Annotated in this window: 28 protein-coding genes; 20 read left to right on the top strand and 8 right to left on the bottom strand. The window is 62.2% G+C overall.

Annotation, left to right across the window (positions count from 1 at the left end; genetic code table 11):
- Positions 1-20: 20 nt before the first annotated feature.
- Entirely contained in the window at positions 21-1,532 is a 1,512-nt protein-coding gene (locus tag CKW40_RS25105; RefSeq protein WP_095202574.1) for a leucyl aminopeptidase, read from the top strand.
- A gap of 9 nt (positions 1,533-1,541) precedes the next feature.
- Positions 1,542-1,991, top strand: a complete 450-nt coding sequence (locus CKW40_RS25100) for a DNA polymerase III subunit chi (protein WP_095202521.1) — start codon at positions 1,542-1,544, stop codon at positions 1,989-1,991.
- A gap of 180 nt (positions 1,992-2,171) precedes the next feature.
- Here the strand turns inward: CKW40_RS25100 and CKW40_RS25095 are convergent, their stop codons facing one another.
- Positions 2,172-2,690 (bottom strand): DUF995 domain-containing protein, encoded by a 519-nt coding sequence (locus CKW40_RS25095; protein ID WP_095202520.1) that lies wholly within the window; start codon positions 2,688-2,690, stop codon positions 2,172-2,174.
- 68 nt (positions 2,691-2,758) lie between these two features.
- Positions 2,759-3,682 (bottom strand): glycoside hydrolase family 26 protein, encoded by a 924-nt coding sequence (locus tag CKW40_RS25090; protein WP_095202519.1) that lies wholly within the window; start codon positions 3,680-3,682, stop codon positions 2,759-2,761.
- A gap of 617 nt (positions 3,683-4,299) precedes the next feature.
- Here CKW40_RS25090 and CKW40_RS25085 point away from each other — a divergent pair.
- On the top strand, positions 4,300-6,174 hold the full coding sequence (locus tag CKW40_RS25085; RefSeq protein ID WP_095202518.1) for a glycosyltransferase family 2 protein: 1,875 nt from the start codon (positions 4,300-4,302) through the stop codon (positions 6,172-6,174).
- A 227-nt stretch (positions 6,175-6,401) separates the two neighbouring features.
- Here the strand turns inward: CKW40_RS25085 and CKW40_RS44680 are convergent, their stop codons facing one another.
- Positions 6,402-6,578, bottom strand: a complete 177-nt coding sequence (locus tag CKW40_RS44680; protein ID WP_244571280.1) for a hypothetical protein — start codon at positions 6,576-6,578, stop codon at positions 6,402-6,404.
- On the opposite strand from CKW40_RS44680, the gene CKW40_RS25080 reads away from it, so the two are divergent.
- From CKW40_RS25080 to CKW40_RS25070, 3 genes are all read left to right on the top strand, one after another.
- Positions 6,577-6,888 (top strand): hypothetical protein, encoded by a 312-nt coding sequence (locus CKW40_RS25080; RefSeq protein WP_244571279.1) that lies wholly within the window; start codon positions 6,577-6,579, stop codon positions 6,886-6,888. The genes CKW40_RS44680 and CKW40_RS25080 overlap by 2 nt on opposite strands.
- A 377-nt stretch (positions 6,889-7,265) precedes the next feature.
- Positions 7,266-7,865, top strand: a complete 600-nt coding sequence (locus tag CKW40_RS25075) for a DUF995 domain-containing protein (protein ID WP_095202516.1) — start codon at positions 7,266-7,268, stop codon at positions 7,863-7,865.
- A 415-nt stretch (positions 7,866-8,280) separates the two neighbouring features.
- Positions 8,281-8,703 carry a hypothetical protein gene (locus CKW40_RS25070; RefSeq protein WP_095202573.1) on the top strand — a complete coding sequence of 141 codons (423 nt, stop codon included), beginning with the start codon at positions 8,281-8,283 and terminating at the stop codon, positions 8,701-8,703.
- A gap of 1 nt (position 8,704) precedes the next feature.
- Here the strand turns inward: CKW40_RS25070 and galE are convergent, their stop codons facing one another.
- Together galE and CKW40_RS25060 are read right to left on the bottom strand one after the other, a co-directional pair.
- Positions 8,705-9,736 (bottom strand): UDP-glucose 4-epimerase GalE, encoded by a 1,032-nt coding sequence (gene galE, locus CKW40_RS25065; RefSeq protein WP_095202515.1) that lies wholly within the window; start codon positions 9,734-9,736, stop codon positions 8,705-8,707.
- Positions 9,733-10,773, bottom strand: coding sequence for a UDP-glucuronic acid decarboxylase family protein (locus CKW40_RS25060; protein ID WP_095202514.1), 1,041 nt, complete (start codon positions 10,771-10,773; stop codon positions 9,733-9,735). Before CKW40_RS25060 ends, galE begins: the two co-directional genes overlap by 4 nt.
- 1,128 nt (positions 10,774-11,901) lie before the next feature.
- On the opposite strand from CKW40_RS25060, the gene CKW40_RS25055 reads away from it, so the two are divergent.
- The 6 genes from CKW40_RS25055 to CKW40_RS25030 are packed head-to-tail and all read left to right on the top strand — an operon-like array spanning position 11,902 to position 18,100.
- Positions 11,902-12,891, top strand: a complete 990-nt coding sequence (locus tag CKW40_RS25055) for a 3-oxoacyl-ACP synthase III family protein (RefSeq protein WP_095202513.1) — start codon at positions 11,902-11,904, stop codon at positions 12,889-12,891.
- Complete coding sequence (locus CKW40_RS25050) at positions 12,888-13,898, top strand: NAD-dependent epimerase/dehydratase family protein (protein ID WP_095202512.1); 1,011 nt, start codon at positions 12,888-12,890, stop codon at positions 13,896-13,898. Before CKW40_RS25055 ends, CKW40_RS25050 begins: the two co-directional genes overlap by 4 nt.
- Positions 13,895-14,719, top strand: coding sequence for an MBL fold metallo-hydrolase (locus tag CKW40_RS25045; protein ID WP_095202511.1), 825 nt, complete (start codon positions 13,895-13,897; stop codon positions 14,717-14,719). Before CKW40_RS25050 ends, CKW40_RS25045 begins: the two co-directional genes overlap by 4 nt.
- Entirely contained in the window at positions 14,716-15,972 is a 1,257-nt protein-coding gene (locus CKW40_RS25040; RefSeq protein WP_095202510.1) for a F390 synthetase-related protein, read from the top strand. Before CKW40_RS25045 ends, CKW40_RS25040 begins: the two co-directional genes overlap by 4 nt.
- Entirely contained in the window at positions 15,969-17,108 is a 1,140-nt protein-coding gene (locus CKW40_RS25035; protein WP_244571278.1) for a GNAT family N-acetyltransferase, read from the top strand. The genes CKW40_RS25040 and CKW40_RS25035 overlap by 4 nt, the downstream gene beginning before the upstream one ends.
- Positions 17,105-18,100, top strand: coding sequence for a Rieske 2Fe-2S domain-containing protein (locus tag CKW40_RS25030; protein ID WP_095202508.1), 996 nt, complete (start codon positions 17,105-17,107; stop codon positions 18,098-18,100). Before CKW40_RS25035 ends, CKW40_RS25030 begins: the two co-directional genes overlap by 4 nt.
- 68 nt (positions 18,101-18,168) lie before the next feature.
- On the opposite strand, the gene CKW40_RS25025 is transcribed toward CKW40_RS25030, so the two are convergent.
- The gene (locus tag CKW40_RS25025) at positions 18,169-19,326 is read right to left on the bottom strand and encodes an ATP-grasp domain-containing protein (RefSeq protein ID WP_095202507.1); all 1,158 of its coding nucleotides are present in this window, start codon (positions 19,324-19,326) and stop codon (positions 18,169-18,171) included.
- A 223-nt stretch (positions 19,327-19,549) separates the two neighbouring features.
- Positions 19,550-20,020, bottom strand: coding sequence for a carboxymuconolactone decarboxylase family protein (locus CKW40_RS25020; protein WP_095202506.1), 471 nt, complete (start codon positions 20,018-20,020; stop codon positions 19,550-19,552).
- A gap of 85 nt (positions 20,021-20,105) precedes the next feature.
- On the opposite strand from CKW40_RS25020, the gene CKW40_RS25015 reads away from it, so the two are divergent.
- Genes CKW40_RS25015 through CKW40_RS25005 form a run of 3 tightly spaced genes read left to right on the top strand, consistent with a single transcriptional unit; the run spans position 20,106 to position 22,259 of the window.
- Entirely contained in the window at positions 20,106-20,783 is a 678-nt protein-coding gene (locus CKW40_RS25015; protein ID WP_095202505.1) for a TetR/AcrR family transcriptional regulator, read from the top strand.
- A 19-nt stretch (positions 20,784-20,802) separates the two neighbouring features.
- Positions 20,803-21,414, top strand: a complete 612-nt coding sequence (locus CKW40_RS25010) for a hypothetical protein (protein ID WP_095202504.1) — start codon at positions 20,803-20,805, stop codon at positions 21,412-21,414.
- Positions 21,411-22,259 carry a 23S rRNA (adenine(2030)-N(6))-methyltransferase RlmJ gene (locus CKW40_RS25005; RefSeq protein ID WP_095202503.1) on the top strand — a complete coding sequence of 283 codons (849 nt, stop codon included), beginning with the start codon at positions 21,411-21,413 and terminating at the stop codon, positions 22,257-22,259. Before CKW40_RS25010 ends, CKW40_RS25005 begins: the two co-directional genes overlap by 4 nt.
- Before the next feature lie 27 nt (positions 22,260-22,286).
- Here CKW40_RS25005 and CKW40_RS25000 read toward each other — a convergent pair whose 3' ends face one another.
- Positions 22,287-23,054 (bottom strand): helix-turn-helix domain-containing protein, encoded by a 768-nt coding sequence (locus tag CKW40_RS25000; protein WP_095202572.1) that lies wholly within the window; start codon positions 23,052-23,054, stop codon positions 22,287-22,289.
- Between the two features lie 117 nt (positions 23,055-23,171).
- On the opposite strand from CKW40_RS25000, the gene CKW40_RS24995 reads away from it, so the two are divergent.
- The 5 genes from CKW40_RS24995 (at position 23,172) to CKW40_RS24975 (ending at position 26,306) form a co-directional block, all read left to right on the top strand.
- The gene (locus tag CKW40_RS24995) at positions 23,172-23,594 is read left to right on the top strand and encodes a VOC family protein (RefSeq protein WP_095202502.1); all 423 of its coding nucleotides are present in this window, start codon (positions 23,172-23,174) and stop codon (positions 23,592-23,594) included.
- Positions 23,595-23,731: 137 nt separating this feature from the next.
- On the top strand, positions 23,732-24,184 hold the full coding sequence (locus CKW40_RS24990) for a hypothetical protein (protein ID WP_095202501.1): 453 nt from the start codon (positions 23,732-23,734) through the stop codon (positions 24,182-24,184).
- A 152-nt stretch (positions 24,185-24,336) separates the two neighbouring features.
- On the top strand, positions 24,337-24,807 hold the full coding sequence (locus CKW40_RS24985) for a hypothetical protein (protein ID WP_143748369.1): 471 nt from the start codon (positions 24,337-24,339) through the stop codon (positions 24,805-24,807).
- A gap of 84 nt (positions 24,808-24,891) precedes the next feature.
- Complete coding sequence (locus CKW40_RS24980; protein ID WP_095202499.1) at positions 24,892-25,473, top strand: TetR/AcrR family transcriptional regulator; 582 nt, start codon at positions 24,892-24,894, stop codon at positions 25,471-25,473.
- Positions 25,470-26,306, top strand: coding sequence for an EamA family transporter (locus CKW40_RS24975; protein ID WP_095202498.1), 837 nt, complete (start codon positions 25,470-25,472; stop codon positions 26,304-26,306). Before CKW40_RS24980 ends, CKW40_RS24975 begins: the two co-directional genes overlap by 4 nt.
- The last annotated feature ends 1 nt before the right edge of the window (position 26,307 follow it).

Genomic DNA, 26,307 nt, shown 5'->3' with positions numbered 1-26,307 from the left:
ATCCCCGAAAGCAGGACATGATGAACCCGAGACCGTCGATCGCCTTTGCAAAATTCGCCGCGCCTCAGACGGCGGCGAGCAGGAAGGGCACCGTCTTCGTGCTGTCGGCGGATGACGGCGGCCTGAGCGACGCGGCCAGGGCTTACGATCCCGGCAAGTCGCTGGAACGGGCCTTTCCGGTGGCCGAGTTCACCGGCAAGTTCGCCGGCGTCGTCGAGATTCTGGCGCCGGAAGCAACGTCGCTCGACAGGCTGGTCGCAGTCGGTGCCGGCAAGGCGGCGGGGCTCGATGAATATGCCTGGCTGAAACTGGGCGGCACCATTGCAGCGTCGCTGCGCAAGGCAACCGACGTTTCAGTGGTGCTCGATCTGGTCGGCGCCTCGGCGGATGGCAAGGATGCCGCCAACCTTGCGGCAGGCATCCTGCTGCGCAGCTATTCCTTCGACAAGTACAAGACCAGGAAGGACAAGGATGACGCAAAGGCCGATCCGAAGAAGCCGGTCAAGGTAACCATCCACACCGCCGACCCGGCAGGCGCCAAGAAGGCCTTCGCGGATGCCGAGGCGGTGATCGACGGCGTGCTTCTGGCGCGCGACCTCGTCAACGAACCGGCAAATATGCTGGGACCGATCGAGTTCGCGGCCCGTGCCAAGGAACTCGAGACGCTCGGCGTCAAGGTCGAGATCCTGACCGAAAAGGAAATGAAGAAGCTCGGCATGGGTTCGCTGCTCGGCGTCGCGCAAGGCTCGCCGCGTGGCGCGCGCATGGCCGTCATGCAGTGGAGTGGCGGCAAACCCAAGGACAGCCCGGTCGCCTTCGTCGGCAAGGGCGTCACCTTCGACACCGGCGGCAATTCGATGAAGCCGGCATCGGGCATGGAGGACATGAAGGGCGATATGGGTGGTGCCGCCGCGGTAACCGGGCTGATGCACGCCTTGGCCGCGCGCAAGGCGAAAGCCAATGTGGTTGGCATCATCGGCCTGGTCGAAAACGCCGTCGACGGCCATGCCCAGCGCCCCGGCGACATCGTCACCTCGATGTCGGGCCAAACCATCGAGGTGCTCAACACCGATGCCGAGGGCCGCCTCGTGCTGGCCGACGCGCTGTGGTACTGCAACGACCGCTTCCAGCCGAAATTCATGGTCAATCTGGCGACGCTGACCGGCGCCATCATGGTCGCGCTCGGCCTGCATTATGCCGGCCTGTTCTCCAACAATGACGAACTGGCGGAAAGGCTGGCGGCGGCGGGGCAGGCGACGCAGGAGCGGCTGTGGCGCATGCCGCTTGGCGCCGAATACGACAAGCTGATCGATTCCAAGAACGCGGACATGAAGAACATCGGCGGCCGCTATGGCGGCGCCATCATCGCCGCACAATTCCTGCAGCGCTTCGTCAAGGACACGCCCTGGGCGCATCTCGACATTGCCGGTACGGCCATGGGTTCGCCATCGAACGAGATCAACCAGTCCTGGGGTTCAGGCTTCGGCGTGCGGCTGCTCGACCGGCTGGTGCGCGATCACTACGAGAGCTGACTTTGATCCATGGCTGATGTGCTGTTCTATCACCTGACCGAATCGACGCTGGAGGATGCGCTGCCGGGCCTGCTCGAGCGCAGCGTCGATCGTGGCTGGCGCGCCGTCGTGCAGACCGGCACCGAGGAACGGCGCGACGCGCTCGACCAGCATCTGTGGACCTTCCGCGACGATTCCTTCCTGGCGCACGCGACCGATCGCGAGGCCTATCCCACCGAACAGCCTGTCTTGTTGACCACCGGCGACAGCAATCCAAACGAAGCCAAAATCAGGTTCCTGGTCGACGGCGCGGTACCATCAGACCTCGCCGGCTACGAGCGTGCAGTGTTCCTGTTCGATGGCCATGACACTGCCCAGGTCGAGGCGGCGAGGGGGCATTGGAAGACGATGAAGGACGCCGGCCACGCCGTGACCTACTGGCAGCAGACGTCAGACCGCCGCTGGGAGCGCAAGGCTTAGAGCAATTCCAGGAAAAGTGTGAGCGGTTTTCCGTTCGGAATTGCGTCAAAACAAAGGGTTAGAGCCGTTCGCCGTTTCCGTGAAACGGCGAACGGCTCTGGCACCCTGCATGCAAGAAAAGACCCAAAGCGCATCAACGCGATGCGCTTTGGTCGGCGATTTGCCGCCGATAGTAAGGCTTTATTCGCTTGCCTTGATCCGTTTCTGTTTCCGGCTGACATAGTCGCCGTATTTCAATTTCATGAACTCGTCCGCCGAGTTGCGATGCGAGCTCCTGAAGACGTACCAGTCGCCATCCGGTAACTTGCGCTGGAAGAGCACCTTGCCGGCCTGGCGGTGCTCGAAGCAGGTGAGGGCGTTGGAGTCGCCCCCCGCGCCATGCCATTTCGCACGGAAGCAAAGCTTGCCTCCTCCAGGAATGAACCAGATACCGTCACCGTAGCCCAACTTCCCCTTGTCCGAAGTCCAGGCGCTGAACTGACGACGCTGCACGGCAAAATATCCAGCGCCGTTTCGGCCCCAGAGCCACGAGCGGTTCTGATACATCTGGTAGATGCCTTCGTCGGGCACCGCTTCGGCCTGCTTGGCCAGTTCGGCGACTTGCGCCGCTGTCTTGGCTGCCGCCGGAAGCTGGCAAAACAAGAGTGCTATGGAACAGGCAAGTGCCGTTCCAATGGAATTCCCCAACACTCGTTTCACGACTCTGCCCCTACAACTCTACGTCACACCCAATTTTTACGCTTGCATTTGCACCCGGTGCACGAGGTCTAGGGCAAGACGTGCTGGGTAACCCTCCAATCGGGCAGCCCATAGCCACCCAACCATGGCCACACTTCCTTCTGATTGAAGTAGACGACCGACGTCAGGGCTGGAAATTCCGCATAGGACTTGCGGGAATCGGCCGCCCATTGCGAAACATATTCCTGCTGCCCGACATAGCCGAGCTCCGCCACCTGGATCGGTTTGTTGAAACCCGCGACGCGGTCATATCCGGGCTTCAGCGCCTCGGCGAACGTACGATCACGCCCCTTTTCGTCATTGTCTTTTTTCTGCAGGCCGAACACCGACAGGCCGATGACGTCGACGTAGTCGTCGCCAGGGTAGTATTTCTCCAGACCCTCTTCACCCTTGGGGGACCACATGTATTTGGCGGCTGGAGCAGCCTTGCGGCACAGATCGACCTCGCGCTTATAGGCGGCGATCCAGTCCTTGGGTGCCCAGTTGGCCCAAGTGAAGCGGCCGTTCTTGTCCTCCATTTCTTGCGCCCAGCGAATGGTGACGGGGCTCTTCATGGCTCCCACCAGGTTGCAGATTGCCTGCATGTTTGCGTCATATTTGCCGCTCAATATGCCGTCGCGCAGTTCGCTCGGGGTGATGCGCCAGTCCTTCGACCAGGTCCAAGGCTCGATGGTGATCAACAGCGACCGGTTTCGCTGAAGCGCATAGGCATCGGCCAAGGGTAGGCTCGCCAGGTCGACGTCTTCCCAGGGCAGGAAGAGCTCCTCGATGCTGGCACTCTTGTCGGCGCTGAAATCCCCGTAGGGATCATAGGATCCGAACGCCGAAGCGGCGCTGCTCGTATGAACGGGATCCGTCACGGCTGCTGAGCCGGCGCCCGCCAGAGTTGGGAACGCTGCGCTCCCGCCCAAAGCCAACGCCATTGCAAGCGCACTTACTGCGGTATGTTTCATCTTAAGCTCCCATGGCTTCGATATCCTGCGGAAGTCGAAGCCTCGCCCGCGTGTCGACGAGTGATCGACACGAACCATCCAAAACCCGATCGGCTTTATCGGCGGAATCTGTGGGATTTCGGAGCGACTGTTGGCGGCAGTGCTACGCACAAATCCCGCCATGAAATCATCTCTCTAGGCACCGATACGAGGGCATCGAGAGACAAGACTCGCCGCGATACTCACAAATTCGCGTCTAATTCCGATATATCATCCCTAGCTAATTTAAGAGCCGGTCCCGGTTAAGAGTCAAGTACAATTAACGGTTGATTAACCATGATTCGCTCGGCATGGTTAATGGACCGACTTGCCGGAATCCCACCGGGCGCCTTTGGCCAATCGGCTATTTCCCAACGCTGAAAATTTCACCGGATCTATTCCGGAGTCGACCATTGGCCGTCGTGCCGAAAAATTTGGGCTCCGGCTCAAGGGGGGTAGGTTAACCAATGCTCAAGAAGCATGGTTAAGCAATGTTTAATTTAGTTGACACTAACGGAACGACGGCCGATTCTGCTGCGGGGATTTAAGGGCCTTGCAGCAGTCGTTGGCTGCAGCCCAAAGTGGCGGCGTGTAAGGGTATGAGTTTAGACGTAGGCATCATCGGCCGTACGAGCACACAGGCAACGCGGCCCGGGTCGGCTCTGGCCAACGCGGCGCAGAAGGCTCCTTTTCTCGTGCCCGTACTTTCTCCAGCCCAGCAATGGATCCTGCGGGCAGGCTTGGCTTTCTGGTTCGTCACCCTCGGTTTTTTCTGGGTCTGGTGGCTGAAGCCGGAACATATCGAACACATCGGACCGTTCACCTTTGCCACACTCGTGCTGGCCTGGCTGACCTTGATGCCGATGTATTTCCTGCTCAACGTGCACGCGTCGCGGAAACCTTCAAAGCTTTACAGTGTCCCAAAGGGTTCGCGGGTCGCGATGGTTGTCACCAAGGCCCCATCGGAACCGTTTGCCGTGGTTGCGCGAACGCTGGAGGCAATGCTGGCGCAGGACTACCCGCATGATACCTGGCTTGCCGACGAGGATCCCTCCGAAGACACGATCGCCTGGTGCAATGCTCACGGCGTACTGATTTCGACGCGGCGCGGCAGGGAAGACTATCACCGCAAGACATGGCCGCGCCGCACGCGCTGCAAGGAAGGCAATCTGGCGTTCTTCTACGACCACTATGGTTATGAGCGTTACGATTTCGTCGCGCAGATGGACGCCGACCATGTACCGACGCCGACCTATCTCAGGGAAATCCTTTATCCCTTCGCCGATCCCGCGGTCGGCTATGTCTCGGCGCCGAGCATCTGCGACAACAATGCCGCCGAAAGCTGGTCGGCGCGCGGCCGGCTGTTTCCGGAAGGGATGTTCCACGGCCCCTTGCAATCCGGCCATACCGGCGGCGGGGCGCCGCTCTGCATCGGCTCACATTACGCCGTGCGGACCAGGGCGCTGAAGCAGGCGGGCGGTCTCGGTCCGGAACTGGCCGAGGATCATTCCACCTCCATGCTGATCAACGCAGCCGGATGGCGCGGCGTGCATGCGATGGATGCCATTGCCCACGGCGACGGCCCGCAAACCTTTGCCGATCTTGTCACCCAGGAATTCCAGTGGTCGCGCAGCCTGATGACAATCCTGCTCGAATATTCGCCCGCATACTTTCCCAAGCTGTCGCCGAGGTTGCGGTTCCAGTTCCTGTTCTGCCAGCTCTGGTATCCGCTGTTCGCCGTCTTTGCGCTGTTGATGTACGCAATGCCGATGTATGCGCTGTTCACCGGGCGCAACTTCGCCAATGTCATGTATGCCGACTTCCTCTTCTACTATCTGCCCAACGCCGGCGCCCTGGTTGGCCTTGTAATGATGCTGAAGGCATTCGGCCTCTCGCGACCGATGACGGCCAAGACGATAAGTTGGGAAGGCACGCTGTTCCTCTTCTTCGCGCGCTGGCCGTGGGTGCTGGCCGGCACGGTGTCGTCGCTGCGCGACTATCTGACGAAGTCTTTCGTGGATTTCCGCGTCACGCCAAAGGGCAGTGGCCCAAAGAGCCTGATTCCGCTCCGCGCCTTCTTTCCCTATGTGGTGCTGGCGATCGGTGCGGCGCTGCCCGTCCTGCTCGTTGACCACCCCTTCGACGCCACTGGCTTCTACTGGTTCGCCGCCCTCAACGCCTTCCTCTACGGGCTCCTGGTGTTGGTCATCGTCGTAAGGCATGTCATCGAGAACAGTATCCCCCTGCGTGCGAATGTGACGAAACTCGCCTTGCAGGCTTCGCTCGCCATGTTGGCGCTCGTCGTGCCGGCGATGGGTTTTTACGACCGTGGCATGGAGGGCGTCTACGGGCTGCAGCAAGGCGCTGGCGGCTTGCGCATCGTGCGCGTCGCCTATGTGGTTTCCGGTGCTGGCCAGGGCAATATCGGCACCCGCAACTTCTACTTCGATCCAGGTTGGGAAACGCGGCGCTGACGCCCAGACTCATCCCCCCGTAAAGAGTTCTCCCGAACTGCATTCACCCTGATTGAGGGGCTCGATTGCCGGCCAGCGACCTGCCTCAGCTTCAGGCGCGAGCGAATAAGATCAAATTTTAATAATATCCGATCGAGCGCCGAAAGGCGGCACTGACCATGCCGTTTGCGCGAATTTTAATAAGTATCCTCTAATATTCGGACATGATGTGAGTGGCAGTTGGCTGTTCACGCGGCGCGGAAGACACCAAAGAAAAATATCTCTGCGTCCAATCGACTTGCATTTATCGGCAGGGGATAGATGATGAACATATTCATGAGGGGCTTGGCTGCCAAAGGCAGGAAAAATGCCTGGTCTATGGCTGCTGTTGCATTGATCTCGATGATTTCCGGTTGCCAGAGCATGGACGCGACCACGACCGGCTCACTCGCCGGCAAGCCCGCGGTGCATGCGCCAGCCAAGAAGATCCACTACGTCGGCAAGAAGCGGAGTCATGTGTTCAGCCGCCAGCGCCTCATGCAGACGACCAGCGTGACACGCACGACCGAGACGGCCTACGCCGCCTTCGTGCGGCCGCAACGGGCCAGGATCGTCACGCCGGCGCCAGTGAAGGTGTCTTTCCAGCCAGGCAATGGCGGCCCGTTCCTCGGTCATTCCCCCTGGATCTGCGGTCCGAGTGGATTTGGCCAGCGCGCCACTTGCCGCGCGCGCTAACTAAGAAGAGTTCGGCCGGGGACTGGGATCCGGGCGTGAGAGGTGAGGCGGCGCGGGCCGCGTCAGCCACCCCTTACGCCCGGATTTCCATTCGCGCCGATACCAATCGACAAACGCCTTCGAACCGTCTTCGATCGACCCTCGTGGCTTGACGTCGAAGTCTCACATCGGCCGTGGTTCCGGAGGCTTGTCGCCTCTCGGTCTGAAGCTCCTCGCCACGGCGCAAAAGGTTGACATCGGTCTTTGCCCAACTGTTAATGCCCGTAAGCCAAGCTGCTGACCGCGCCCGGAAACCCGGGGCCGCATCGAGGGGGGACGCTCTGTAGCGTCCTCGGTCACGATCGTGTCGACGCTACGCTGGAGATGCGAAAACCGGAATGCGACCGCTGATTGTGCCGACAGTTTCGACCGGATTGCGTTGGCCTCACATAGCTAGAGAGCCGGAACGCGGCCGGCCTGCCAGGCGCGTCTGGCTTGTGCCTCTGCTGGTCGTTTGTGGCCAGTTGGCGCTTTCCGGAGCGGCTCAAGCCGCCAACGAAAAGAACCCCAAGCTTGCGGAAGCCGCCGCCACCGTGCCGACGGCTTTCGAGCTGCAACGTCTCTACGCCGACCACACTTGGCTGTGGAAAGACGGAGCAGCCTATTTTGGACAGACCGGCCGCCCCCTGCGGGCCTGGGTTTCGGGGCAGGATTCAGCCTCTGTCGCCGAGGGCAGGTGGCTGGTGACCAAAGACGGCAAGATGTGCATGGAGGTCGCCTGGCGGTCCAAGAGCTACAAGGGCAAGCAGCAGCGCACCTGCTACAGCCACCGCATCGAGGGTGGAGCAATTCAGCAGCGCAAGGATCCGGATGGGGTATGGTACAGTTTCAAACGAACCCCTGAGGACCCTTCAGACGAGTATCGGAAATTCGAAGTGGGCGACACCAAGGGCGCGCAGTTCGAGGAGACCCGCAAGCTGATCGATTCCAAGAATTAGGTCGGTTTCAGCCATATTGAGCCGGTGGTTCCTTGCATGAGCGTCGGCGCAGTCAGCGATTGTGCGTTTCGCTCCAGGCCCGTCGCGGCGGGTTGAGCAACCCCAAATCCTTCCTGTTTTGACAGCGGGCTGCTTTGCCTGGTGCCTGTCGGGGAACTTGCGAATCGCTTATGGTCAAGCATCAAGCGGTTCGGCTGGAGCAGTCGACGCGCCGACTGCTGATTGATCGCATTCAATTGCAACTGACGGACGAAGTGACGGTGGGCCTACCATAGGATTTTCATTAAATTTAATAATTAGTGATGTCTAATGTTCATGCGTGATGTGCGAGTGGTTGCCCACGCGGCGTGGAAGCGACGAAGGCATAGTATGTCGCGATGCGCCCTTGGCTCATACTGATAACAAGGGACACATGATGAGCAAATCCGCAATGGGCGCATTTGGCCCAAGCAAAAATATAGTATCTATTGTTGCGGCTGTGGCGATGATCTCTGCGGTTGCAGGTTGTCAGGGCCTGGATGCGACCAAAACCGATGCGGTCTTCATCAAGCCTGTGGTCCATCCGGTCCGCGGCAGACCCGCGGTCCAGCCGGCCTACGCCATGTCCACGGTTCATTCGCTCAGAAGCGATCCTCAGATTCTGATGACGAGCGCGGTACGGACCACTGAAAGTGCCTACGCTTTTACATCGCCACAGCCGATCAAAGTTCGCACGCCGGGGCCTGTGAAAGTCTCTTTCAATCCGGGCGATGACGGTGCGTTGCTGGGCAGTTCACCTTACATCTGCAGCCCCAGCGGATTTGGCCAACTCGCAAGTTGCCACCCGCGCTATCTCTGACCTATCCAGCCGCGACGAATGTTGCCGCCTGGCTTGGCGGCAGTTTCACTGGTTTCGTCTGCAGCCCGAAGAACGGCGCTGCCGTCCTGACGATCGTGTCGATGTCGGAAAGCTGCGGCACAAAGCCAAGATGCGCGCGCGCCTGGCTCGCATCGGCATAGAGTTCGGCCGGATCTCCCGGGCGCCGGGCTCTGAAGACGGCCGGAACCGGTCTTGAGGTTATCCGGCTGACCGCCTGCACGATCTCCTTGATGGAAACGCCTCGCCCGGTGCCAAGGTTGACCGCCAGGCTTTGTCCGCCGCCCTCGAGGTGCTGGAGGGCTTTCAGGTGGGCGCGGGCCAGGTCGCTGACGTGAATATAGTCGCGCACGCAGGTGCCGTCCGGCGTGTCATAATCCGTGCCGAAGATCTCGATTTCGTCGATCATGCCTGACGCCGCCATCAGCACCCTGGGAACCAGATGCGTTTCCGGTGAATGCCACTCGCCGATCTCGCCGTCGGGATCGGCACCGCAGGCGTTGAAATAGCGCAGGATCGCAAATTTCATCCCATAGGCGGACGCATAGTCGCCGATGATCTGCTCTCCAATCAGCTTGGTGCGCCCGTAAGGGCTGATCGGATTTTGCGCGGAGGTCTCGCGAATGGGCAGCGCTTCCGGCACGCCGTAGGTTGCGCAACTGCTGGAGAAGATGATGTTTTCAATGGCGTGTGCGCGTGCCGCGTCGAGCACGGCGATGGTGCCGGTCACATTGGTCGAATAATAATCGGCCGGCTCGCCAACGGATTCCCCAACATAGGCCAGCGCCGCGAAGTGGATGACCGAGGTCGGCCTGTATGTTCCGATCGCCGCTTGCAGCGCATCCCGGTCCCGGATATCGCCCACGACAAGCGGACCCCAGGCCACGGATTTCCGGTTGCCGCGGCACAGATTGTCGAAAGCCACGGGCAGATAGCCGGCAGTGGCCAGCAGCTTGCAGGTGTGACTGCCGATGAAGCCCGCCCCACCTGTCACCAGGATTGCCGGTCGGCTCATGAAGCCGCGGCCCCGGTGATCATCCGGCTGCCGTAGAGCAAGGTGTCGAAATAGTCGACGGTATGCGCGAGCCCCTGGGCCAGGTTGATCCTCGGCTCCCAACCGAGATTGTCCCTGGCGAAGGAAATATCCGGTTTGCGCTGCCTGGGATCGTCGATCGGCAATGGCCGATGCACGATCTTGGATCTAGAATTGGTGTAGCCGACGACCAGCGTCGCGAGTTCCATGATGGTGAATTCGCCGGGGTTGCCGAGATTGACCGGATGGGCGGGCGCACGCGGCGCATTCATCAGCCGCATGAAGCCCTCGATAAGATCGTCTGAGTAACAGAAGGAGCGGGTCTGCAGGCCGCTGCCATAGACGGTCAGGTCTTCGCCGCGCAACGCCTGGACGATGAAGTTCGAGACCACGCGCCCGTCATCGGGCTGCATGCGGCGGCCGTAGGTGTTGAAGATACGGGCAACGCGGATGTCGAGCCCATATGTCCTCGAATAGTCGAAGAACAGGGTTTCGGCCGAGCGCTTGCCTTCATCATAGCAGGACCGCGGTCCATGCGTGTTGACGTTGCCGAAATAGCTCTCGGGCTGCGGGTGCACGAACGGGTCGCCATAGACCTCCGAAGTCGAGGCCTGGAATATTTTGGCATTGTTCCGGCGCGCGAGTTCCAGAAGGTTCAGCGAACCGAGCACACTTGTCTTGAACGTATGGATCGGGTCCGCCTGATAGTGCGGCGGAGAGGCAGGGCAGGCGAGATTGTAGATCTCGTCGACTTGAAGATCCACAGGCAGCGGATCGACGATGTCATGCTCGATGCAGGTGAACCTAGGATCGCGCAGAAGGGCGTTGAGATTGTATCTCTTGCCGGTTTGGAAATTGTCCAGCACGACGACATCATACCCATCCCGCAACAGGCGTTCGCACAGATGCGACCCCAGGAAGCCCGCGCCCCCGGCAACCAGGGCGCGACGTCGTTTTTGGTTCGGCTCTCTTTGACCGATCCCGGATCCCAGTTTCAGAACCTTGATGACCTTGCTCATGCTTGCCCCTTACGCAACGCGCACGCTACCGCCGAGCCGGGACAACAGCCCGACTACGTCGTCAGAACGTGACAAACCCTCCGCATCAGCGGATTCGCCAACATTGATGTGCGTCAATTGTTCTTTGGGTTCGCCGGGCCGGTGCCGCACGCTTTACGTGCTGCCGCTTACCCTGTCTCCGCGCCCCAAAATCGCGATCACGTGCCCAGTGCCATCATCGTCGATTGCTCGCCCAAATTGCACATCCCAACGCATTGAAAATATACCTGTGGGGATCATAGTCAACTAAATTAGCAATTCGTTAACTACAACAATTTGCGAATGGTTAACCCTCGGGTGGGTTCGACCCGCAATGCCATACCGCGCGGGTCCGAGGAGGATACCCTTTGCAAATCAACAGTTTGGATCGGCCATTTGACGGCCTGCCAGGGGGCTGGGCACCGGGAAATGCCGATGTCGCCACTGCATTGCGCATCTTGGCTTATATCCCGGGAAATATACCTAAATGAAGACGGGTTTGGGCGATCCTGGCGGATGTCAAACTTTCAGAGTGCAACTGGACTGCTGACCAAATCCACTCGGGCTGCAAATATAAACGTCGGGATGAGAATATTTTGCCAATATTTCTTTATGAAAGGAGGATAGATCGCAACCGGCTATAGTGGAAAAGAAGCCAAGAACCAAAACCTGAACGGAAAGCCGCTTCGTGGAGACGGGCCTCAATTGCGGGTTGTTTCCATCGCACTGCTCGCAAGCTCGGCGCATAAAGGCCCCCTCATTCGCACGGCACGGATCAACGGTCATTTTTGCCGGAAAGCGCGCGCATGTCCATTCTATGCAGCAACATCGGTCATTTTCAGCATGGCATTGAGCGCATAGGTAGAGAGCGCCGTCCATTGCGCGATCGCGTATCTGCGCGGAACGGCACGCCGGCATGGCTGGCGTGAAAGGCCTGAGAGGCCAGAATAAGGTCCCTTGTCGACGGGGCGGTGCCGCCCGACCTTTCCGGTCGCCGCTAGGGTCGCAGGGCACACAAAGAGCGGCGGCACGCGTCTTGCAAAGGACGCAGTTATCGTTGAACGATCCCATCCAGCAATTGGAAAGCGCAACTCACGCGGCGGGTTGAGAATGCGGATCAAGATCATTGGAACCGGGCGTGCCGTGCCGGCAACGTGCGTGACGTCGCGCGCGCTCGAAGAGAAATTGGGGCTCGGCCACGGCAAGCTTGAGGCCGCCACCGGCGTCGTCGAACGCTATGTCTGCGATGCGGAATCGCAGGTGGATCTCGCTTGCGCGGCGGCCCGTCTGGCGCTCGCCGATGCCAGGATCGAGGCCGGCGAGATCGATCTCGTAATCGGCGGCTGCGGCGTGCCTTACCAACCGCTGCCATCGACCGCGCCGCTGGTGATGCAGCGGCTGGGCATGGCCGATGGTTCGGCGGCCGCCTTCGACGTCAACAGCACTTGCCTCGGCTTCCTGACCGCCTTCGAGACTGCCGGCCGCATGATCGAGGCCGGGCAAACCAAACGGGCGCTCATATTCTCCTCGGAGGTCGCCTCGCGCGCCTTGCCCTGGAAAGACCAGCCGGAAATCGCTGCCCTGTTCGGCGACGGCGCAGCGGCGGCTATTCTGTGCCGGTCGATGCCCGGAGAGGGCAAGATGGTGGCCAGTCTGATGCGCACCTATCCCTCGGCCTACGACGCCTGTGGCATAGGTTCCGGCGGCACTCGTTTCGACTTCCATCGCCAGCCGCAGGAATTCGCAAGCCACGCTCTGTTCCACATGGATGGCAAGGAGCTGTTTCGCGTTACATCGCGACATTTCAACGGCTTCCTGGCTGACTTGTTGGAACGCGCGGGCTGGGATCATGATGAGGTAGACCTCGTCGTGCCGCATCAGGCCAGCCCCTTTGCCCTGGTCCATATGACGCGTCAGACCGGCTTTGCCCGGGAGAAGCTTGTCGATATCGCGGCGCGCTATGGCAACCAGATCGCCGCCTCTATCCCCTTCGCCTTCGACATTGCGCGCCGCGAGCGGCGCATCGCGCCGGGTGCCAAGGTCCTCTTCCTCGGCACCTCGGCCGGCGTGTCCTTCGGCGGCATGGCGCTGCAGGTATGAGGCGCGTGCTCGTCACTGGCGCCAGCGGCTTCCTCGGCGCGCATATCGTGGCGCGGTTGGCAGCGGACGGCATGCAGGTGGTGGCGCAAGGCCGCGATGTCGGGCGCTGCGTGGCGCTCGAAGCTGCCGGTCATGCGGTTGTCCGCCGCGATCTGTCGCAGCCACTCGATGCGGATGCCGAGACCGCATTCGGGGAACTCGGCGCAATTGTGCATTGCGCGGCGCTCTCGGCACCGTTCGGCCGGCTGGCGGATTTTCAGGCGGCCAACGTCACGGCAACCCGCAATCTCGTCGATTTCGCGCATCGGCAAGGCGTGCGCCGCTTCGTCCATATATCCAGCCCCTCGGTCTGCTTCGCCTTTCGCGACCAGCTCGGCGTGCCGGAGGACATGGCTTTGCCGGAGCCGGTCAATGCCTATGCTCTCACCAAGCGGCAAGGGGAGGAGATCGTGCTGGCTGCGTCCGGGATTGGCCCGGTCATCTTGCGGCCACGCGGCATCTACGGGGCTGGCGACCGCGCCTTGTTGCCGCGCCTGCTTGCAGCGGCCCGGCGGCCGCTGCCGCTGTTTCGCGACGGCCAGGCGCGCATCGACCTCACCCATGTCGACGATGTCGTCGATGCGGTGGTCGCGGCGATCGAGGCCGGCAGCGATGCCGACGGCCAGATTTTCAACGTTTCCGGTGGCGAGGTGCTGCCGGTGCGCCGCATCGCCGAAGCCGCCTGCGCGCGCGCCGGCGTGGCGGTGCGGTGGCGAAAAATGCCGTTGTGGCCGGCCATGCTGGCGGCGGGTGCGATGGAGGCGGTGGCGCTGCGCTTGCCGGGCCGGCCCGAACCGCCGGTCACACGCTACGGCCTCGGCCTGTTCGCCTATGCCCAAAGCCTCGATATCTCAAAAGTTGTGCGGATGCTGGGCTGGGCGCCGAAAGTGTCATTCGAGGAAGGGCTTGACCGCACATTCGGCAAGGCGGCGGAAAGCCGGTTTGCGGCAGGGAGGGCGGCAGCGTGAAGATTGTCTTCGCCAACAGCGCCTGGGTCAGTGCCGCCGAAAGGCTGATCCTGCGCGGCGGCAGCTGGCGGAGCGTCCGGCTGCGTGTTCGCTATGGCCTCATCATCCACCCGCGGGCCGGCCCGGTGCTGATCGACACCGGCTATACGCCGCAAGCGACCAGCGGCACCGGCCGTGGCACTGCCCTGCGCCTCTATGGCGCCATACTGAAGCCCCAGCTCAACGCGGCCGAGCAACCGCTGCCAGTGCTGGCGCGGTTCGGCCTCACCCCGCAAGATGTGGGCACTGTCATCGTCACCCATTTCCATGCCGACCACGTTTCCGGCCTGTCGCAGTTTCCCAATGCCCGTTTCATTGCCAGCGACGCCGCCTGGTCGCGGCTGAAGGCGCGCACGGCGTGGCAGAATCTGCGCCATGGCGTCTTCGCCGAACTGTTTCCGACCGACTTCGAGACCCGCCTCGACGGGCTGTCGACCAAGGCACGGATCGCGCCGCGTGGCGCCATTCCCGGCGGCGCCGATCTGTTCGGCGACGGCAGCGTGGTTGCGGTCGATCTGCCCGGCCATGCCGATGGGCAGTTCGGCCTGTTGTTTGCCGGAATGGAGCGGCCGCTGCTTTACGCGGTCGACGTGCAATGGCTGCTCGCCGCACTGGTGCAGAGACGCACGCCCGGTTTTCCCGCGAGCCTGCTGGCCGAAGACTTCGCCGCTATCGAGCCGACCAGCGAAGTCCTGCGCCGTTTTCTGGCTGATGGCGGCGAGGTGATGTTCTGCCATGATCCGGAACCGAAATCATATGATCTGGATGGCGAGAGCGTATGAGCGGGTTCGCTGAAGCGCTGGGCTCGTTCGCCCACACCCGATGGGTGTCGCGCAAAAGCCGCAAGAGTTTCGAACACTGGCAGGCCCGCGCCTTGCGTCGCTGGCTCGACCGCGACCTGCCGCTGGCGCCTTTCTACGGCAAGCCGCCGCGCCGTCTCGACGATCTGCCGGTGACCGATAAGGCACTGCTGATGGCGAATTTCGAGCGCTTCAATATCGGTGGCGTGTCGGCCAGCGATGCCTGGGCCGCTGCTTCCTCGGATGGCCGCCTCGGCGACCTGACTGTTGGCGCCAGCACGGGTACATCGGGCAATCGCGGCCTGTTCGTCATTTCCGAGGCCGAGAAATATCGCTGGCTGGGTACGATCCTGGCCAAAGCCATTCCCGACCTTCTGTGGCGCCGGCAGCGCGTGGCCGTGATCCTGCCGCAGAACAGCGGACTCTATGACAGCGCGCGCCAATCCCGGCGCGTCGAACTCGGCTTCTTCGATCTCAGGCTTGGTCCGGAAAATTGGCGCGATGCACTCGAGGATTTTGCGCCGACGGTGATCATTGCGCCGCCCAAGATACTGCGCCACGTCGCGACGGAGAGTTTCAGGCTGGCGCCGGTCCGCGTCTTTGCGGCCGCCGAAACGCTGGATCCGGTCGACCGGCCGGTCATCGAGGCGTTTTTCGGGCTGCCGCTCGACCAGATTTACATGGCGACGGAGGGACTGTTCGCGGTCACGTGCCGGGAAGGCGGGCTGCATCTGGCCGAAGATTCAGTGTATTTCGAGTTCGAGCCGGTCGGCGACGGCCTGGTCGCGCCGCTGGTCACGGCCTTCCGCCGGCAGACGCAGATCATGGCGCGTTATCGGATGAGCGATTTGCTGCGTCTGTCCAAGGTGCCTTGCCGCTGTGGCTCGCCGCTGCGCACGGTGGACGAGATTGTCGGCCGCATGGACGATGTCTTCCGGCTGGTCTCGATGCATGGACCAATCCTGGTTACGCCAGATATTTTGCGAAACGCGGTGCTGGGGGCCGATCGCCGTATCGACGATTTCCGGCTGATCCAGATGGCAACCGAAAAGGTCGAGCTGCGGCTGGCGTCGGGCCTCGCCAACGACGCGGCGGAGGCTGCCCTGGAGGCGGTGCGCGCGCTGCTTGCCGCGCGCCAGGCAATCGTCGCAGTGGAACTCGTCCGTGCACCGCTGCCGCTGGAAACCGGCCGCAAGTTGCGCCGCGTCGAATGCCGGCTGGGGGCGGGGCCGTGAGTCTTGGAAACATCGACGAAAGCCAAGCCGATCGGGTCGAGAACAGTCCGCGCCAGGTCGCGGCCCTGGTCGAGCTTTTCAACGAGGTGCCGGCCCGCGATCTCGTGCGCAACCTGACGGTCAGGCTCGAGGCTTTCGAGGTCGCCGGGCGTATTTTTCCACTGACGTTGAACGACGCCAGCGAGGCGCCGAACTGCTACATCTGCTGCCCGTCCAGCGCCTATATCGACTATGCCATCGACGAAACGCGCAACTTTGCTTCGAGCCCATTGCTGCGGCGCATGGTTCGCGCGCTGGTCCGTGCCTGTGCGCCGCTGGTGAAGGCAAGCGGCCTCGACCATCAGGTGCAGGTCAACAACTGGCTCTATTCGACCAATCCGGTGCCACGGCTCGAACGCGCCGCCATCGCCGAGATGCGGACTGAGCTGACCACGCGCTTTCCCGATCGCGCCATTGTCATCCGCTCGCTCAACGATATCGCCGACCGCTCAACCATCGCGGCGCTGAAGACGCAAGGCTTTCGCATGCTGGCGGCGCGGCAGATCTATATCTTCGCCGATCGCAGCGCGGCGCCGTCGACGACGCGCGACATGAAACGCGACCGCAGCCGGTTGCGCTCGACGCCCTTTCGCCTGGTCGGCGATCGCGACTTCAGCGAAGCCGACTACGTCAGGAGCGAAGAGCTCTACGCCATGCTCTATCTCGACAAATACACGCCGCTCAATCCGCACTACACAGCCCGCTACATCGGCGAGATGCACCGTCGCGGCATCCTCAGACTTGTCGGCTTGCGCGACAACGGCAGCGGCAGGCTCGTCGCCGTCACCGGTCTGTTCGAAAATGGCCGGACGCTGACCCAGCCCATCGTCGGTTACGACACCAGCCTGCCGATCGGCGACGGGCTCTACCGCATGATGATGGCGATGGCGCAGGATCATGCCACGGCGCGCGGCCTGTTCTTCAACATGAGCGCCGGTGCGGCCGATTTCAAACGCCGTCGCGGCGCGGTGCCGGCGATCGAGTACAACGCCGTCTACGTCAGGCATCTGCCGCTTGGCCGTCGCGTTGCGGTGCGGATCATGGAAACGGTGCTGAATTGGGTCGGCATTCCGCTGCTTCGGAGATTTGAGCTGTGAGTCAGCCTGTGAAGAAAGACCACTGGCAGGCGGTATCACTGTCCACCGATGTCGGGCGCAAACCCTGGCGTCTCCTGCTGGATGGCGCGCCGGTGGTGCTGTTCCGTTCGGCAACCGGGATATCAGCGCTTTTTGACCGCTGCGCGCACCGGCTGGTCGAATTGTCGACCGGCAAGATCGTCGAGGGCGAGATCGAATGCCCTTATCATGGCTGGCGTTTCGACGGTGATGGCCGCTGCACCGCCATTCCCGGCCATGTCGGCGCGGTGCCGCATTACCGCGTGCGGCGCTATCGCGCGATCGAGCGCGATGGCGTCGTCTTCGTCGCGGTCGGCTCCCCCGAGGGCGAACCTTATCTCCACTGCATGCAGGGCCAGGATGTGATCGTGCGGCGCGTGCGCTCCTCGACGCAGTCGACGGTCATCGACGCGGCGGAAAATATCCTTGACGCCACCCACACGCATTTCACCCACAAGGGCTTGCTGCGCGGGCTCAGTGCCAAGCGGCATCTGGTTCATGTCGAGGTGACTGGCGGCGAGGGCTGGGTCGAAGCCTGCTACACCGGTGAAGAGCGCCAGCAGGGATTGATCAGCCGGCTTCTGGAAGGCGCGCGCACCAAAACCATCGGCCGCTTTCGCCATCCCGGTATCGCCGAACTGGAATATTGGGGCACAAACGGGCTTGTGCTGGCGACGACTTTCCATCTGCGCCAGGCCGATGAGCGGACCGTTGAGGGTGTCGGCTGGCTGATCGGTCAGCGCCAGGGCGGGATCGGTCATTTGAAGGCGCTCGCCTTCAAACCGCTGTTCAACATTGCCCTGGAGCAGGATCGCAAGGTGCTGAAATCGGCGAGCGACAATGCGCGTTTTCCGCCGGAGGCGTTGCCGGCAATCGGTCCACTGGATTTCCTGCGTCGCGACATAGCGGCCATCATGGAAGGCAAGATGCCATCGGCTGCGGCGGACCCTCGCGTTCACCAGATCGAGCTTTAGCTCTTGATCGATATTTACAAGACCGTTCCTGAACAACGGGATAGATCCATTCCTTGATTCGACGAGGATCAGTCCTGAAGTGGTCCGTTCCATTCGATGTCGCGCGTCGACGCCTGCTGCAGGCTGATGTGCTGGCGCAGTGACGTGCCGGCGATCTCGGCCAGAGCGCGCCATTGCGCCCGTTTCGGCGCGGGGTCGCCGGGCCAGTCGAGCAGTTCGTCGGCCGCGCGCATCGCCTGGCTGAAGCGCGCGATCCGCAGGGATCGCAGGGCCGCCGGCAATCCGTAGATCCACATCGCCAGCCGCACTGTCTGCGGCGTGGAGACGTCCGGTTTCACCTCGCTTCCATCCTCGAGCATGGCCTCAGTGAAACGCCGTGGATCACGGAAGAAGTGCAAGCCGCTCACGGCACGCGGATTGCACTCCAAGGGCAGCACCCGGCCATCCTTTTCGCGCATCAGGTCGAAGGATATCTGGCCGGTCCAGCCGGTGTCGGCGACGAAGGTCTCGACGAAGCGGCGGGCGGCGGGGTCTTCCACCAACTCGAAGCAGATGCCGGCACCCTTGCCGGCGCGGTAGAGCGAACGATAGAGCCCCAGCGCCTTGAGCTTGCCATTTAGCGCCACCGCATAGGCGCTGATCTCGTCGCCGGAGACAAAGCGCTGCGCCACCCACGGCATTGCCGGTGACGGCTCAATGGCATCGAGTTCGTCCTGTGATGGGCGCAGCAGGACGTGGCTGGCAAAACGCGACCAGACTGGCTTGAACACCAGTTCGCGCGATCGGCCGCGTACGGTTTGCAAATCATCCTTGCTCTGCAGCAGCATTGTTTCCGGCACGGCTAGGCCGAGGCTTTCTGCAAGTCGTATGAAGGCGTGTTTGTCATGCACCTGCGTCAGCAGCGTCATGCCGGGCGCGAACAGCCAGGCCGGCATCACGCGGTCACGCCAGAGATGGCCGAGATAGAAGATCTCTTCGCAAGTCGGGATGACCAAATCGATGCCTTCGCTGCGGACCAGTGCCTCCACGGCTTCGCCATAGGCGAGCCCGGCAAATCGCGGCGGCGGCAAGCGGTGATAGAGCGCGCATGATTTGCTCGCCGCGGCGATAGGGCGGGCCGGGCTGTCGGCCAGGATAACCCGCTGCCCGGCGCCGTGAAGCAGGCGCGCCAGATGCAGCGCCACCGGCGCTCGGGCTCCGGTGATCAGCACCGTCCTATTCGCCATGGAATATCGGCTCATGCGCCATTCGAAATAGTTTCGGCACGAGCGTTGCGCGAAATCCCAAGCGTTGGCAATGCCGATGTGACAGTCGATCCGGCCGGTGCGGAATGGTCAAATCCGGAAGATGGCGAAGTCGTCATCAGCGCTGACGGCATGCGGTACTTTGATTGATTGGGCATGACCCGCCGTCGACAGGCCATGCCGCTGGCCAGGGGTTAGCCAGGCATCACTGCCCACCCATTTCCTTCTTGAATGTGTCGAAATCGACCTGCATGCCGTTGAAGATGGTGCTCCAGTGCCGGGTGAGCGCGGCCATGGCCACGGCTTCCTGGATCTCCTCGTCGGTGGCGCCGGCGCGCTTGGCGTCCTGCGTGTCCGACCAGATGCAATAGTTGCACGGAATCTGCGCCGCCACCGCCAGCGAGATCAGCGACTTGACCTTTGGTGGCAGCGCCGTCTTATCGCTGAGTTCGATGGCCTTGACCTCGGCCCAGGCACCGGGCAGACCGGCCTTGGGAAACTGCTTCACAAAGCTCGGCACGCCGCCCATGGTCGACTGGATGTCCTTGAGGGTTGCATCATAGTCGTCGGCATGGACAGGTGCCGCGGCCAGCGTCAGCGCGCAGCCGGCAGCAGCGAGCAGGCAGGTCTGGCGTATGGAAGAAGGCACGGATGAAAGAATGCGATAGGCAGACATGACATTCTCCTCTGGTCTTTGTTGGCCTTACGATGTAAGGTGGCGTGGAAAATGAACCTTACAGTGTAAGCTGTCAAGCGACGCCATGGACTCATCGATCAAAAAAAAGCGAGCACGTGGGCGCCTGTCGCGCGAAATGATCGAGGACGCGGCCTTCGACGTTATCGAGACGGAGGGGCTCGCCGGCTTTTCCATGCGCAAGCTGGCGTCGGCGCTCGGCTGCGAGGCGATGAGCATCTACCATCACTTTCCTTCGGTGGCGCATTTGCACGAGGCGCTGGTCGACCGGCTGGTCGGTGCGCTTGAAATGCCCGACGCCAGCCTGCCGTGGCGGCAAAGGATGCGCATCGCCATCGAGGATTTTCGCCGCATCGGCCGCGACCACCCCGCCTATGCTGCCTTCTTTGTCACCTACCGGATGAACTCGCCGACCTGCCTTGCCTGGTTGAACGGCATTATCGGCCTGTTCAGGGATGGCGGCTTCGACGCCGAACTCAGCGCCAGGCTGTTCCGTGCCGTCGGCTATTATCTGATGGGCGCGGTGCTGGACGAGAACGCAGGCTATGCCAAGGGTCCGTCGGCGGTGAACACGGTCAGCGACGAGCAACTGGCCCGGGATTTTCCCAATGTCATGGCTGCCGGGCGCTTTTTTGGCACCGCCGAATTCGACAAGACATTCGAGCTCGGCCTCGACATGCTGCTGGACGAGATGGAACGCCTGCGCGACGGTGCCGATGCAGGCCAGTTGTCCGGCAAGGTGTGATTGCAAGGTGAGTGTCTGAATGCGCTTTCTGTTTGTCCTGATCCTGCTCGCCGGCACCGGCATCGGCCTTCTCTATCCCTGGGCGATGACCAATTTTTCCGGCCGCGAGATCGGCACTTGGCGGGTCTATGAGCAAGGCCGCTTCAAGCCGTTGACCGTGTCGCTCGCAGGCCGCGATGCGCCGGTGCGGGTGCTGGTCGACCTGACCGCGCGGGCCGAACGCATCGTTTCGCAGCAGCGTACGGTGCTGACCCTGACCGCCGCCAGCAACGGCCGCACGGTGCTTGCCTCGACGTTGCAGTTCAACCACGTCGACAACCCGCGCCAGGTCAGCCCACAGCTGCCCGACAAGATCTTTCGCGACGAGGCTGGCGTCATCGCGAGCGTCAATTCCGGTCCCTATACCTTCACCGTCGGCCCGGGCGATGCCGAGGACATTCCGATGCGGGCGGTCGATCTTGTCTTGCGCTCCGGTGTCGGCGAAACCGACCGTCGAGCGCGGCCGGTCGGCATCTCGCTGATGGCGGTCGGCTTGATCGGCTTCCTGCTGACCTTGCGTTCTCGTGGCGGCCGGCCGGACAATCCGAACTCGCAACCACCGCCGCCGCGTTGGGGCAGGGGAGCCAAGTGAATTACCGCCACGCCTACCACGCCGGAAATTTCGCCGACGTCGTCAAGCATGTCGTGCTGACGCGCCTGCTCGACTATCTCAAACAGAAGGACAAGGCGTTTCGCGTCGTCGACACCCATGCCGGCATTGGCCGCTACGATCTGTCGTCACTCGAGGCGCAGAAGACCGGCGAGTGGCAGGGCGGCATCGGCAGGCTGATCGATGCCTCGTTCGACGCGAAGGCGGGCGCGCTGCTGGCGCCTTATCTGGAGGCGGTGCGTTCGCTCAATCCCGGGGACGGCGTGAAGAAATATCCGGGCTCGCCACTGCTCGCGCGCCAGCTCCTGCGCAAGCAGGATCGGCTGTCGGCGATTGAACTGCACCCGAAAGACGCCGCCAAGCTGAAGGCGGAATTCGCCGGCGATTTCCAGGTGAGGGTGATGGAACTCGATGGCTGGCTGGCGCTTGGCGCGCATCTGCCGCCGAAGGAGAAGCGCGGCCTGGTGCTCATCGATCCGCCATTCGAGGAGGAGGGCGAGTTCGACCGCCTCGTCGACGGTCTCATAAGGGCACACAAGCGCTGGCCCGGCGGCATCTATGCGCTGTGGTATCCGATCAAGGACCGCCGGGCGATCATCGCCTTCAGGAAGGCGCTGAAGCAATCCGGCATCCCGAAAATTCTCGACATAGAATTCGAGATCAGGCCGGCGTCGCTAGAGCCCAGCCTCGATGGCAGCGGCATGGTGCTGGTCAACCCGCCCTTCACGCTGGAAGGCGAATTGCGAACGGTGTTGCCAACCCTGCACAAATTGCTCGCCGTGGAAAAGCCGGCGCACTGGTCGCTGGAATGGCTTGCTGGGGAGTAGGTGGGCATGGCGTCGGCGGAGGCGCTGCTACACCCCGGTGGCAGCCAGCACCGACGGCGTGATGCCGGAGAGCCGCCTGCTTTCGCGTATCAAATGGGCCTGGTCCGCATAGCCGGCCTCGATCGCTAAGACCGCGGTCGAAGCATCGCCAGATATCTGCCGCAGGCGCCTGAAGCGGTGGAAGCGCAGGATCCGGTCAAGCGTCTTCGGGCCGTAGCCGAAACTTTCCTCGAAACGCCGCCGCAGCGTCCGTTCGCTCATATGCAGGGAGCGCAGGAGGAAAGGCACCAGCGGCTTGTCGGCCGGCAGACCCCGGTCGATCAGGTCAAAGGCAAAGCCCATGCCCGCATCGGGCGCATGGTGGTCTTGCGCGTATGCGCCGATTGCCTTCTCCAACTGTCCCACTAGCTTGGCGAGATCGGGCGTGGCCTGGACGCGGCCCGCCAGATGGCTTGCCCTCGTGCCCCAGAGCTCACTGAGGTCAAGGCGTTCTCCCACGAGTTGGTTAGCCGGCACGCCCAGCCAACCGGCCGCCGCCCCCGGCCGGAATCTGAATCCGACAATCGTCGCTGCTGAGGGCAGTACCTCGATCTGCGGCTCCCGGTCCGGTCCCGCGACCCGGAACCGGCCGTCGATCCACTGCAGGTCGATCGTCGCATCCGGCGTTATCACGACAGGCGGAGCGTCCTGGTCGCGCATGCGGTGGACCCAGACGGACGCGAAAGCGGCACCCAGCCGTCTCTCTGCGGGCCGTTCCTGGAAAAAGCCGGTGGTCTGCGCTAGTACCGCTTCCATCCCTTCAGCCTTCGTCAGCCCCGCTATTCCATTTTGGCCGAAATCTTCAAGGCGTGCCGCTCCCGCCATGGCAAACCGACACCGTGCAAGTCCCGAATATAGAAAGGAGAACCCAAAATGAAAGCTCGCATCAGTGTCATCACGCTTGGTGTCGACAGTCTGGAAGCGTCGCTCGAGTTCTACCGAAACGGCCTCGGGCTTCCGACCGAAGGCATCATCGGCAGGGAGTTCGAGCACGGCGCCGTCGCCTTCTTCGATCTGCAGAATGGTTTGAAGTTCGCGATCTTTGAACGCTCCAACATCGCTGTTGACGCCGGCATCGCCCAGACCGGCCGCAGCCCGACCGAATTCACCATCGGTCACAATGTCACCAGCGAGGCCGAGGTCGATGCCGTGATGGCTCAGGCCATCAGCGCTGGCGCGCGCCTCGTCAAGCCGGCGCAAGATACGTTCTGGGGTGGCTATGCCGGCTATTTCCAGGATCCGGATGACCATCTTTGGGAAGTCGTCTTCAACCCTGCCTTTCTTCCCGAGGACTGATACTGGAGAGGAACGCGTAGCCGCTAGGTACGTTGGTAGACGCTCCAGATCGTTTCTGGAAACCATTGTTTCGGCAACCGCTTGACCGCTGCCAAGCGAATCCGCACAGTGCGCGCAATCGACCTTGAGAGGCTGCCATGACTCGCTTCGCCAAATCCGCTCTTGCTGCCCTGATTTCGTTCTGCACGCCGCTTGCCGCGCCGCTCGGCGTCACCCAGGCAGTGCACGCGGCCGACCTTGGCGTCTATGCCGACGACGATGGCGGCGTCTGCGGCCAGCCCTGGGTGTTGAGCAAGATCACCAGCCGCTTCTCCTACCAGGTGCATCACGTGCCGCATCTGCCGGATGTGCAGATCACTGATTTCCAGCGCATCCATCAACACCGCTATCTGCCGGCCAACGATACCTGGCCGATCGGCCGCCGCTATTGCGGCGCCACCGTCAGCCTTTCCGACGGCCGCGCCCGCACCATCTGGTACCTGATCGAGGAAGGCCAGGGCTTTGCCTCGATCGGCGACAATGTCGAGTTCTGCGTCTCGGGCTTCGACCGCTGGATGGTCTATAACGGCCGCTGCCGCGTCCTGCGTTAGATCCTCGTAGCAGGGTTTTCAGACAGCTGCGACCTTGCGGCCCTGGGGGCACAATGGCTGGGCTAGGCGAGTTGCATGATCGTCTGTACGGAGGACTTTGGCACACTACACGGCCTGACCGCTTTCCCGCCATTATGACCGCAGGTGCGTTGTTGGTCGAACCAAAGATTGACAACGCCGAACGCTGGAAGACGTCGCGTGGACCCGACTACTATCCCTTTGTCCGAGTGATCGGCGGCGTCAGTCTATTCGATTTCCGGGGCTTCGACGCCGACCGATACGATCAGTCGCATCCCATCAGCACTTGGCGAACCTTTGTTCCCCACTCAGAGAACTGGCGTGGAGCTGTCTGGATCGAGATCGATGCTGAGGCCATCGCAGGTAGCTTCGTCACAGCGGACGAGATCGTAGATCGATGGGACGCTGGTTGCTATCATAGGCATACGATCATGCCACGCATCGAGGCAGCCCATATCGGTGACCTGCCAGTGTCGGCCTTTCGCTCCGCCTTCCTAACGTGGGCAGGTGGACGGAAAGTGCGTGACTTGGACATCGTCGATTTCGATCCCGCGGAATTCGACCGTCTTACCCACGAACTGCCTCAGCAGCACGATCAGCGGTAACCGATTTCCTGTGCGTCCTGTTGACAAAAAGATGCGATCTGCCGTAGTGATGAGACAGACCTGTCTCATCACTCGATAAGCGCTATGACACCGACACCTGTCTCCGACAAACGCCAGCATGTCGTCGAAACCGCCTACGCGCTGTTCAAGCGCGCCGGCTTTCATGCCACCGGCATCGACCGGATCATCACCGAGGCCGACGTGGCCAAGATGACGATGTATCGCCATTTCCCCAGCAAGGACGAGCTGATCGTCGCGGTGCTCGACTATCGCGCCAGGCGGTTCGACGATCAGCTCGACCGGCTTGCTGAGAAGAACATCACGCCCGAGCAGAAAATCGCAGAGATTTTCGACTGGCACGGCCAGTGGTTCCGCAGGCCGGATTTTCATGGCTGCCTGTTCGCGCATGCGTTGGCCGAATTCGGCGATCCCGGGCATCCAGTGTTCGAGGCTGTCGCCAGGCAGAAGAATGGCTTGAGGCAGCGCATGCGGTCGATCCTTGCGCAGGTGATGCCGCGCGGGCGGGCCGGGAGCGTGGCGGCCACATTGTTGATGCTGATTGAAGGCGCGACCCTGATGGCACAGATGGGGCAGGGGGATGCGGCCATCCGCGACGCCCGCAAGGCTGCCCTGGACATCATCTCCGCCTCGCGCAGGCCGCAATGAGCCCGCTGGTCATCGGACTCGCGCTCTTCGCAGCGATCCTGCACGCAAGCTGGAATGCTTTCCTGCGAACCGGCGCCGACAGGTTGTGGACCGTCACGGTCATGAGCTTCTCCAGCACGGCGCTGGCCATTCCTCTGGCCATCTTCAACGGTTTTCCGGCCACATCGGCCTGGCCCTATGTTGCGCTGTCGGCCTGCCTGCAGGTCGGCTACAGCGCGTTTCTGGTGGCCGCTTACCGATATGGCGAATTGGGACAGGTCTACCCGATCGTTCGCGGCAGCGTGCCTCTGCTCGTCACCCTTGGCGGCTTCCTGCTCGCCGGCCAGCGGCTCACCGTTCTGGAGACCGTCGGCGTTGCCCTGGTCGGTGGCGGCATCATGGGTCTTTCGCTCGGACGCGGAAGAGCCGCCACGACATCGATCCTTTATGCGCTGGCAACGGGAGCCATCATCGCTGCCTATGCGACGGTCGATGCGATCGGCGTTCGTGCGGCGAATAATGTCGGCGCCTACACCGCCTGGGTCCTGCTGGCCTATGGCGCGTTGCTGCCGGCGACTTTCGTCGCCAGTCGCGGCCGGCTCGTTGTCGACCCGCGGGCGCCGGAGACCTGGAAGGCACTGGGCGGCGGCCTGTTCGCGCTGCTGGCCTATGGCGTCGTGGTGGCGGCCTTCGCGCTCGGGCCTGCCGGTCCGATCACCGCGATCCGCGAGACCAGCGTCGTCTTCGCGGCGTTCATAGGACGGCTGTTTCTTGGCGAGACGCTGACGCCTCGGCGGGTCGGCGCCTGCGCCGTCGTCGCGCTCGGCGCCATCTGCCTGGGTTATCAATCGTGAC

The sequence above is a fragment of the Mesorhizobium carmichaelinearum genome, assembly GCF_900199455.1.
In the GTDB taxonomy this organism is placed as follows: Bacteria; Pseudomonadota; Alphaproteobacteria; order Rhizobiales; family Rhizobiaceae; genus Mesorhizobium; species Mesorhizobium carmichaelinearum.
This window is presented reverse-complemented; position numbering and strand designations above follow the sequence as displayed.

Bases quoted from the DNA above. Each gene is read 5' to 3' on its own strand.
- CKW40_RS44680 (WP_244571280.1), bottom strand. From the start codon at position 6,578: ATGCTCTGGCAACCGGAAATCATCGAGATCAATGCAACAGCAGCCATA.
- CKW40_RS25040 (WP_095202510.1), top strand. From the start codon at position 14,716: ATGAGCGGGTTCGCTGAAGCGCTGGGCTCGTTCGCCCACACCCGATGG.
- CKW40_RS25085 (WP_095202518.1), top strand. From the start codon at position 4,300: ATGAGTTTAGACGTAGGCATCATCGGCCGTACGAGCACACAGGCAACG.
- CKW40_RS25050 (WP_095202512.1), top strand. From the start codon at position 12,888: ATGAGGCGCGTGCTCGTCACTGGCGCCAGCGGCTTCCTCGGCGCGCAT.
- CKW40_RS25000 (WP_095202572.1), bottom strand. From the start codon at position 23,054: ATGGAAGCGGTACTAGCGCAGACCACCGGCTTTTTCCAGGAACGGCCC.
- galE (WP_095202515.1), bottom strand. From the start codon at position 9,736: ATGAGCCGACCGGCAATCCTGGTGACAGGTGGGGCGGGCTTCATCGGC.
- CKW40_RS25070 (WP_095202573.1), top strand. From the start codon at position 8,281: ATGAGCAAATCCGCAATGGGCGCATTTGGCCCAAGCAAAAATATAGTA.
- CKW40_RS25020 (WP_095202506.1), bottom strand. From the start codon at position 20,020: ATGTCTGCCTATCGCATTCTTTCATCCGTGCCTTCTTCCATACGCCAG.
- CKW40_RS25100 (WP_095202521.1), top strand. From the start codon at position 1,542: ATGGCTGATGTGCTGTTCTATCACCTGACCGAATCGACGCTGGAGGAT.
- CKW40_RS25090 (WP_095202519.1), bottom strand. From the start codon at position 3,682: ATGAAACATACCGCAGTAAGTGCGCTTGCAATGGCGTTGGCTTTGGGC.
- CKW40_RS25075 (WP_095202516.1), top strand. From the start codon at position 7,266: ATGCGACCGCTGATTGTGCCGACAGTTTCGACCGGATTGCGTTGGCCT.
- CKW40_RS25105 (WP_095202574.1), top strand. From the start codon at position 21: ATGAACCCGAGACCGTCGATCGCCTTTGCAAAATTCGCCGCGCCTCAG.
- CKW40_RS25010 (WP_095202504.1), top strand. From the start codon at position 20,803: ATGCGCTTTCTGTTTGTCCTGATCCTGCTCGCCGGCACCGGCATCGGC.
- CKW40_RS24980 (WP_095202499.1), top strand. From the start codon at position 24,892: ATGACACCGACACCTGTCTCCGACAAACGCCAGCATGTCGTCGAAACC.
- CKW40_RS25015 (WP_095202505.1), top strand. From the start codon at position 20,106: ATGGACTCATCGATCAAAAAAAAGCGAGCACGTGGGCGCCTGTCGCGC.
- CKW40_RS24975 (WP_095202498.1), top strand. From the start codon at position 25,470: ATGAGCCCGCTGGTCATCGGACTCGCGCTCTTCGCAGCGATCCTGCAC.
- CKW40_RS24995 (WP_095202502.1), top strand. From the start codon at position 23,172: ATGAAAGCTCGCATCAGTGTCATCACGCTTGGTGTCGACAGTCTGGAA.
- CKW40_RS25025 (WP_095202507.1), bottom strand. From the start codon at position 19,326: ATGGCGAATAGGACGGTGCTGATCACCGGAGCCCGAGCGCCGGTGGCG.
- CKW40_RS25080 (WP_244571279.1), top strand. From the start codon at position 6,577: ATGGACGCGACCACGACCGGCTCACTCGCCGGCAAGCCCGCGGTGCAT.
- CKW40_RS25060 (WP_095202514.1), bottom strand. From the start codon at position 10,773: ATGAGCAAGGTCATCAAGGTTCTGAAACTGGGATCCGGGATCGGTCAA.
- CKW40_RS24990 (WP_095202501.1), top strand. From the start codon at position 23,732: ATGACTCGCTTCGCCAAATCCGCTCTTGCTGCCCTGATTTCGTTCTGC.
- CKW40_RS25055 (WP_095202513.1), top strand. From the start codon at position 11,902: ATGCGGATCAAGATCATTGGAACCGGGCGTGCCGTGCCGGCAACGTGC.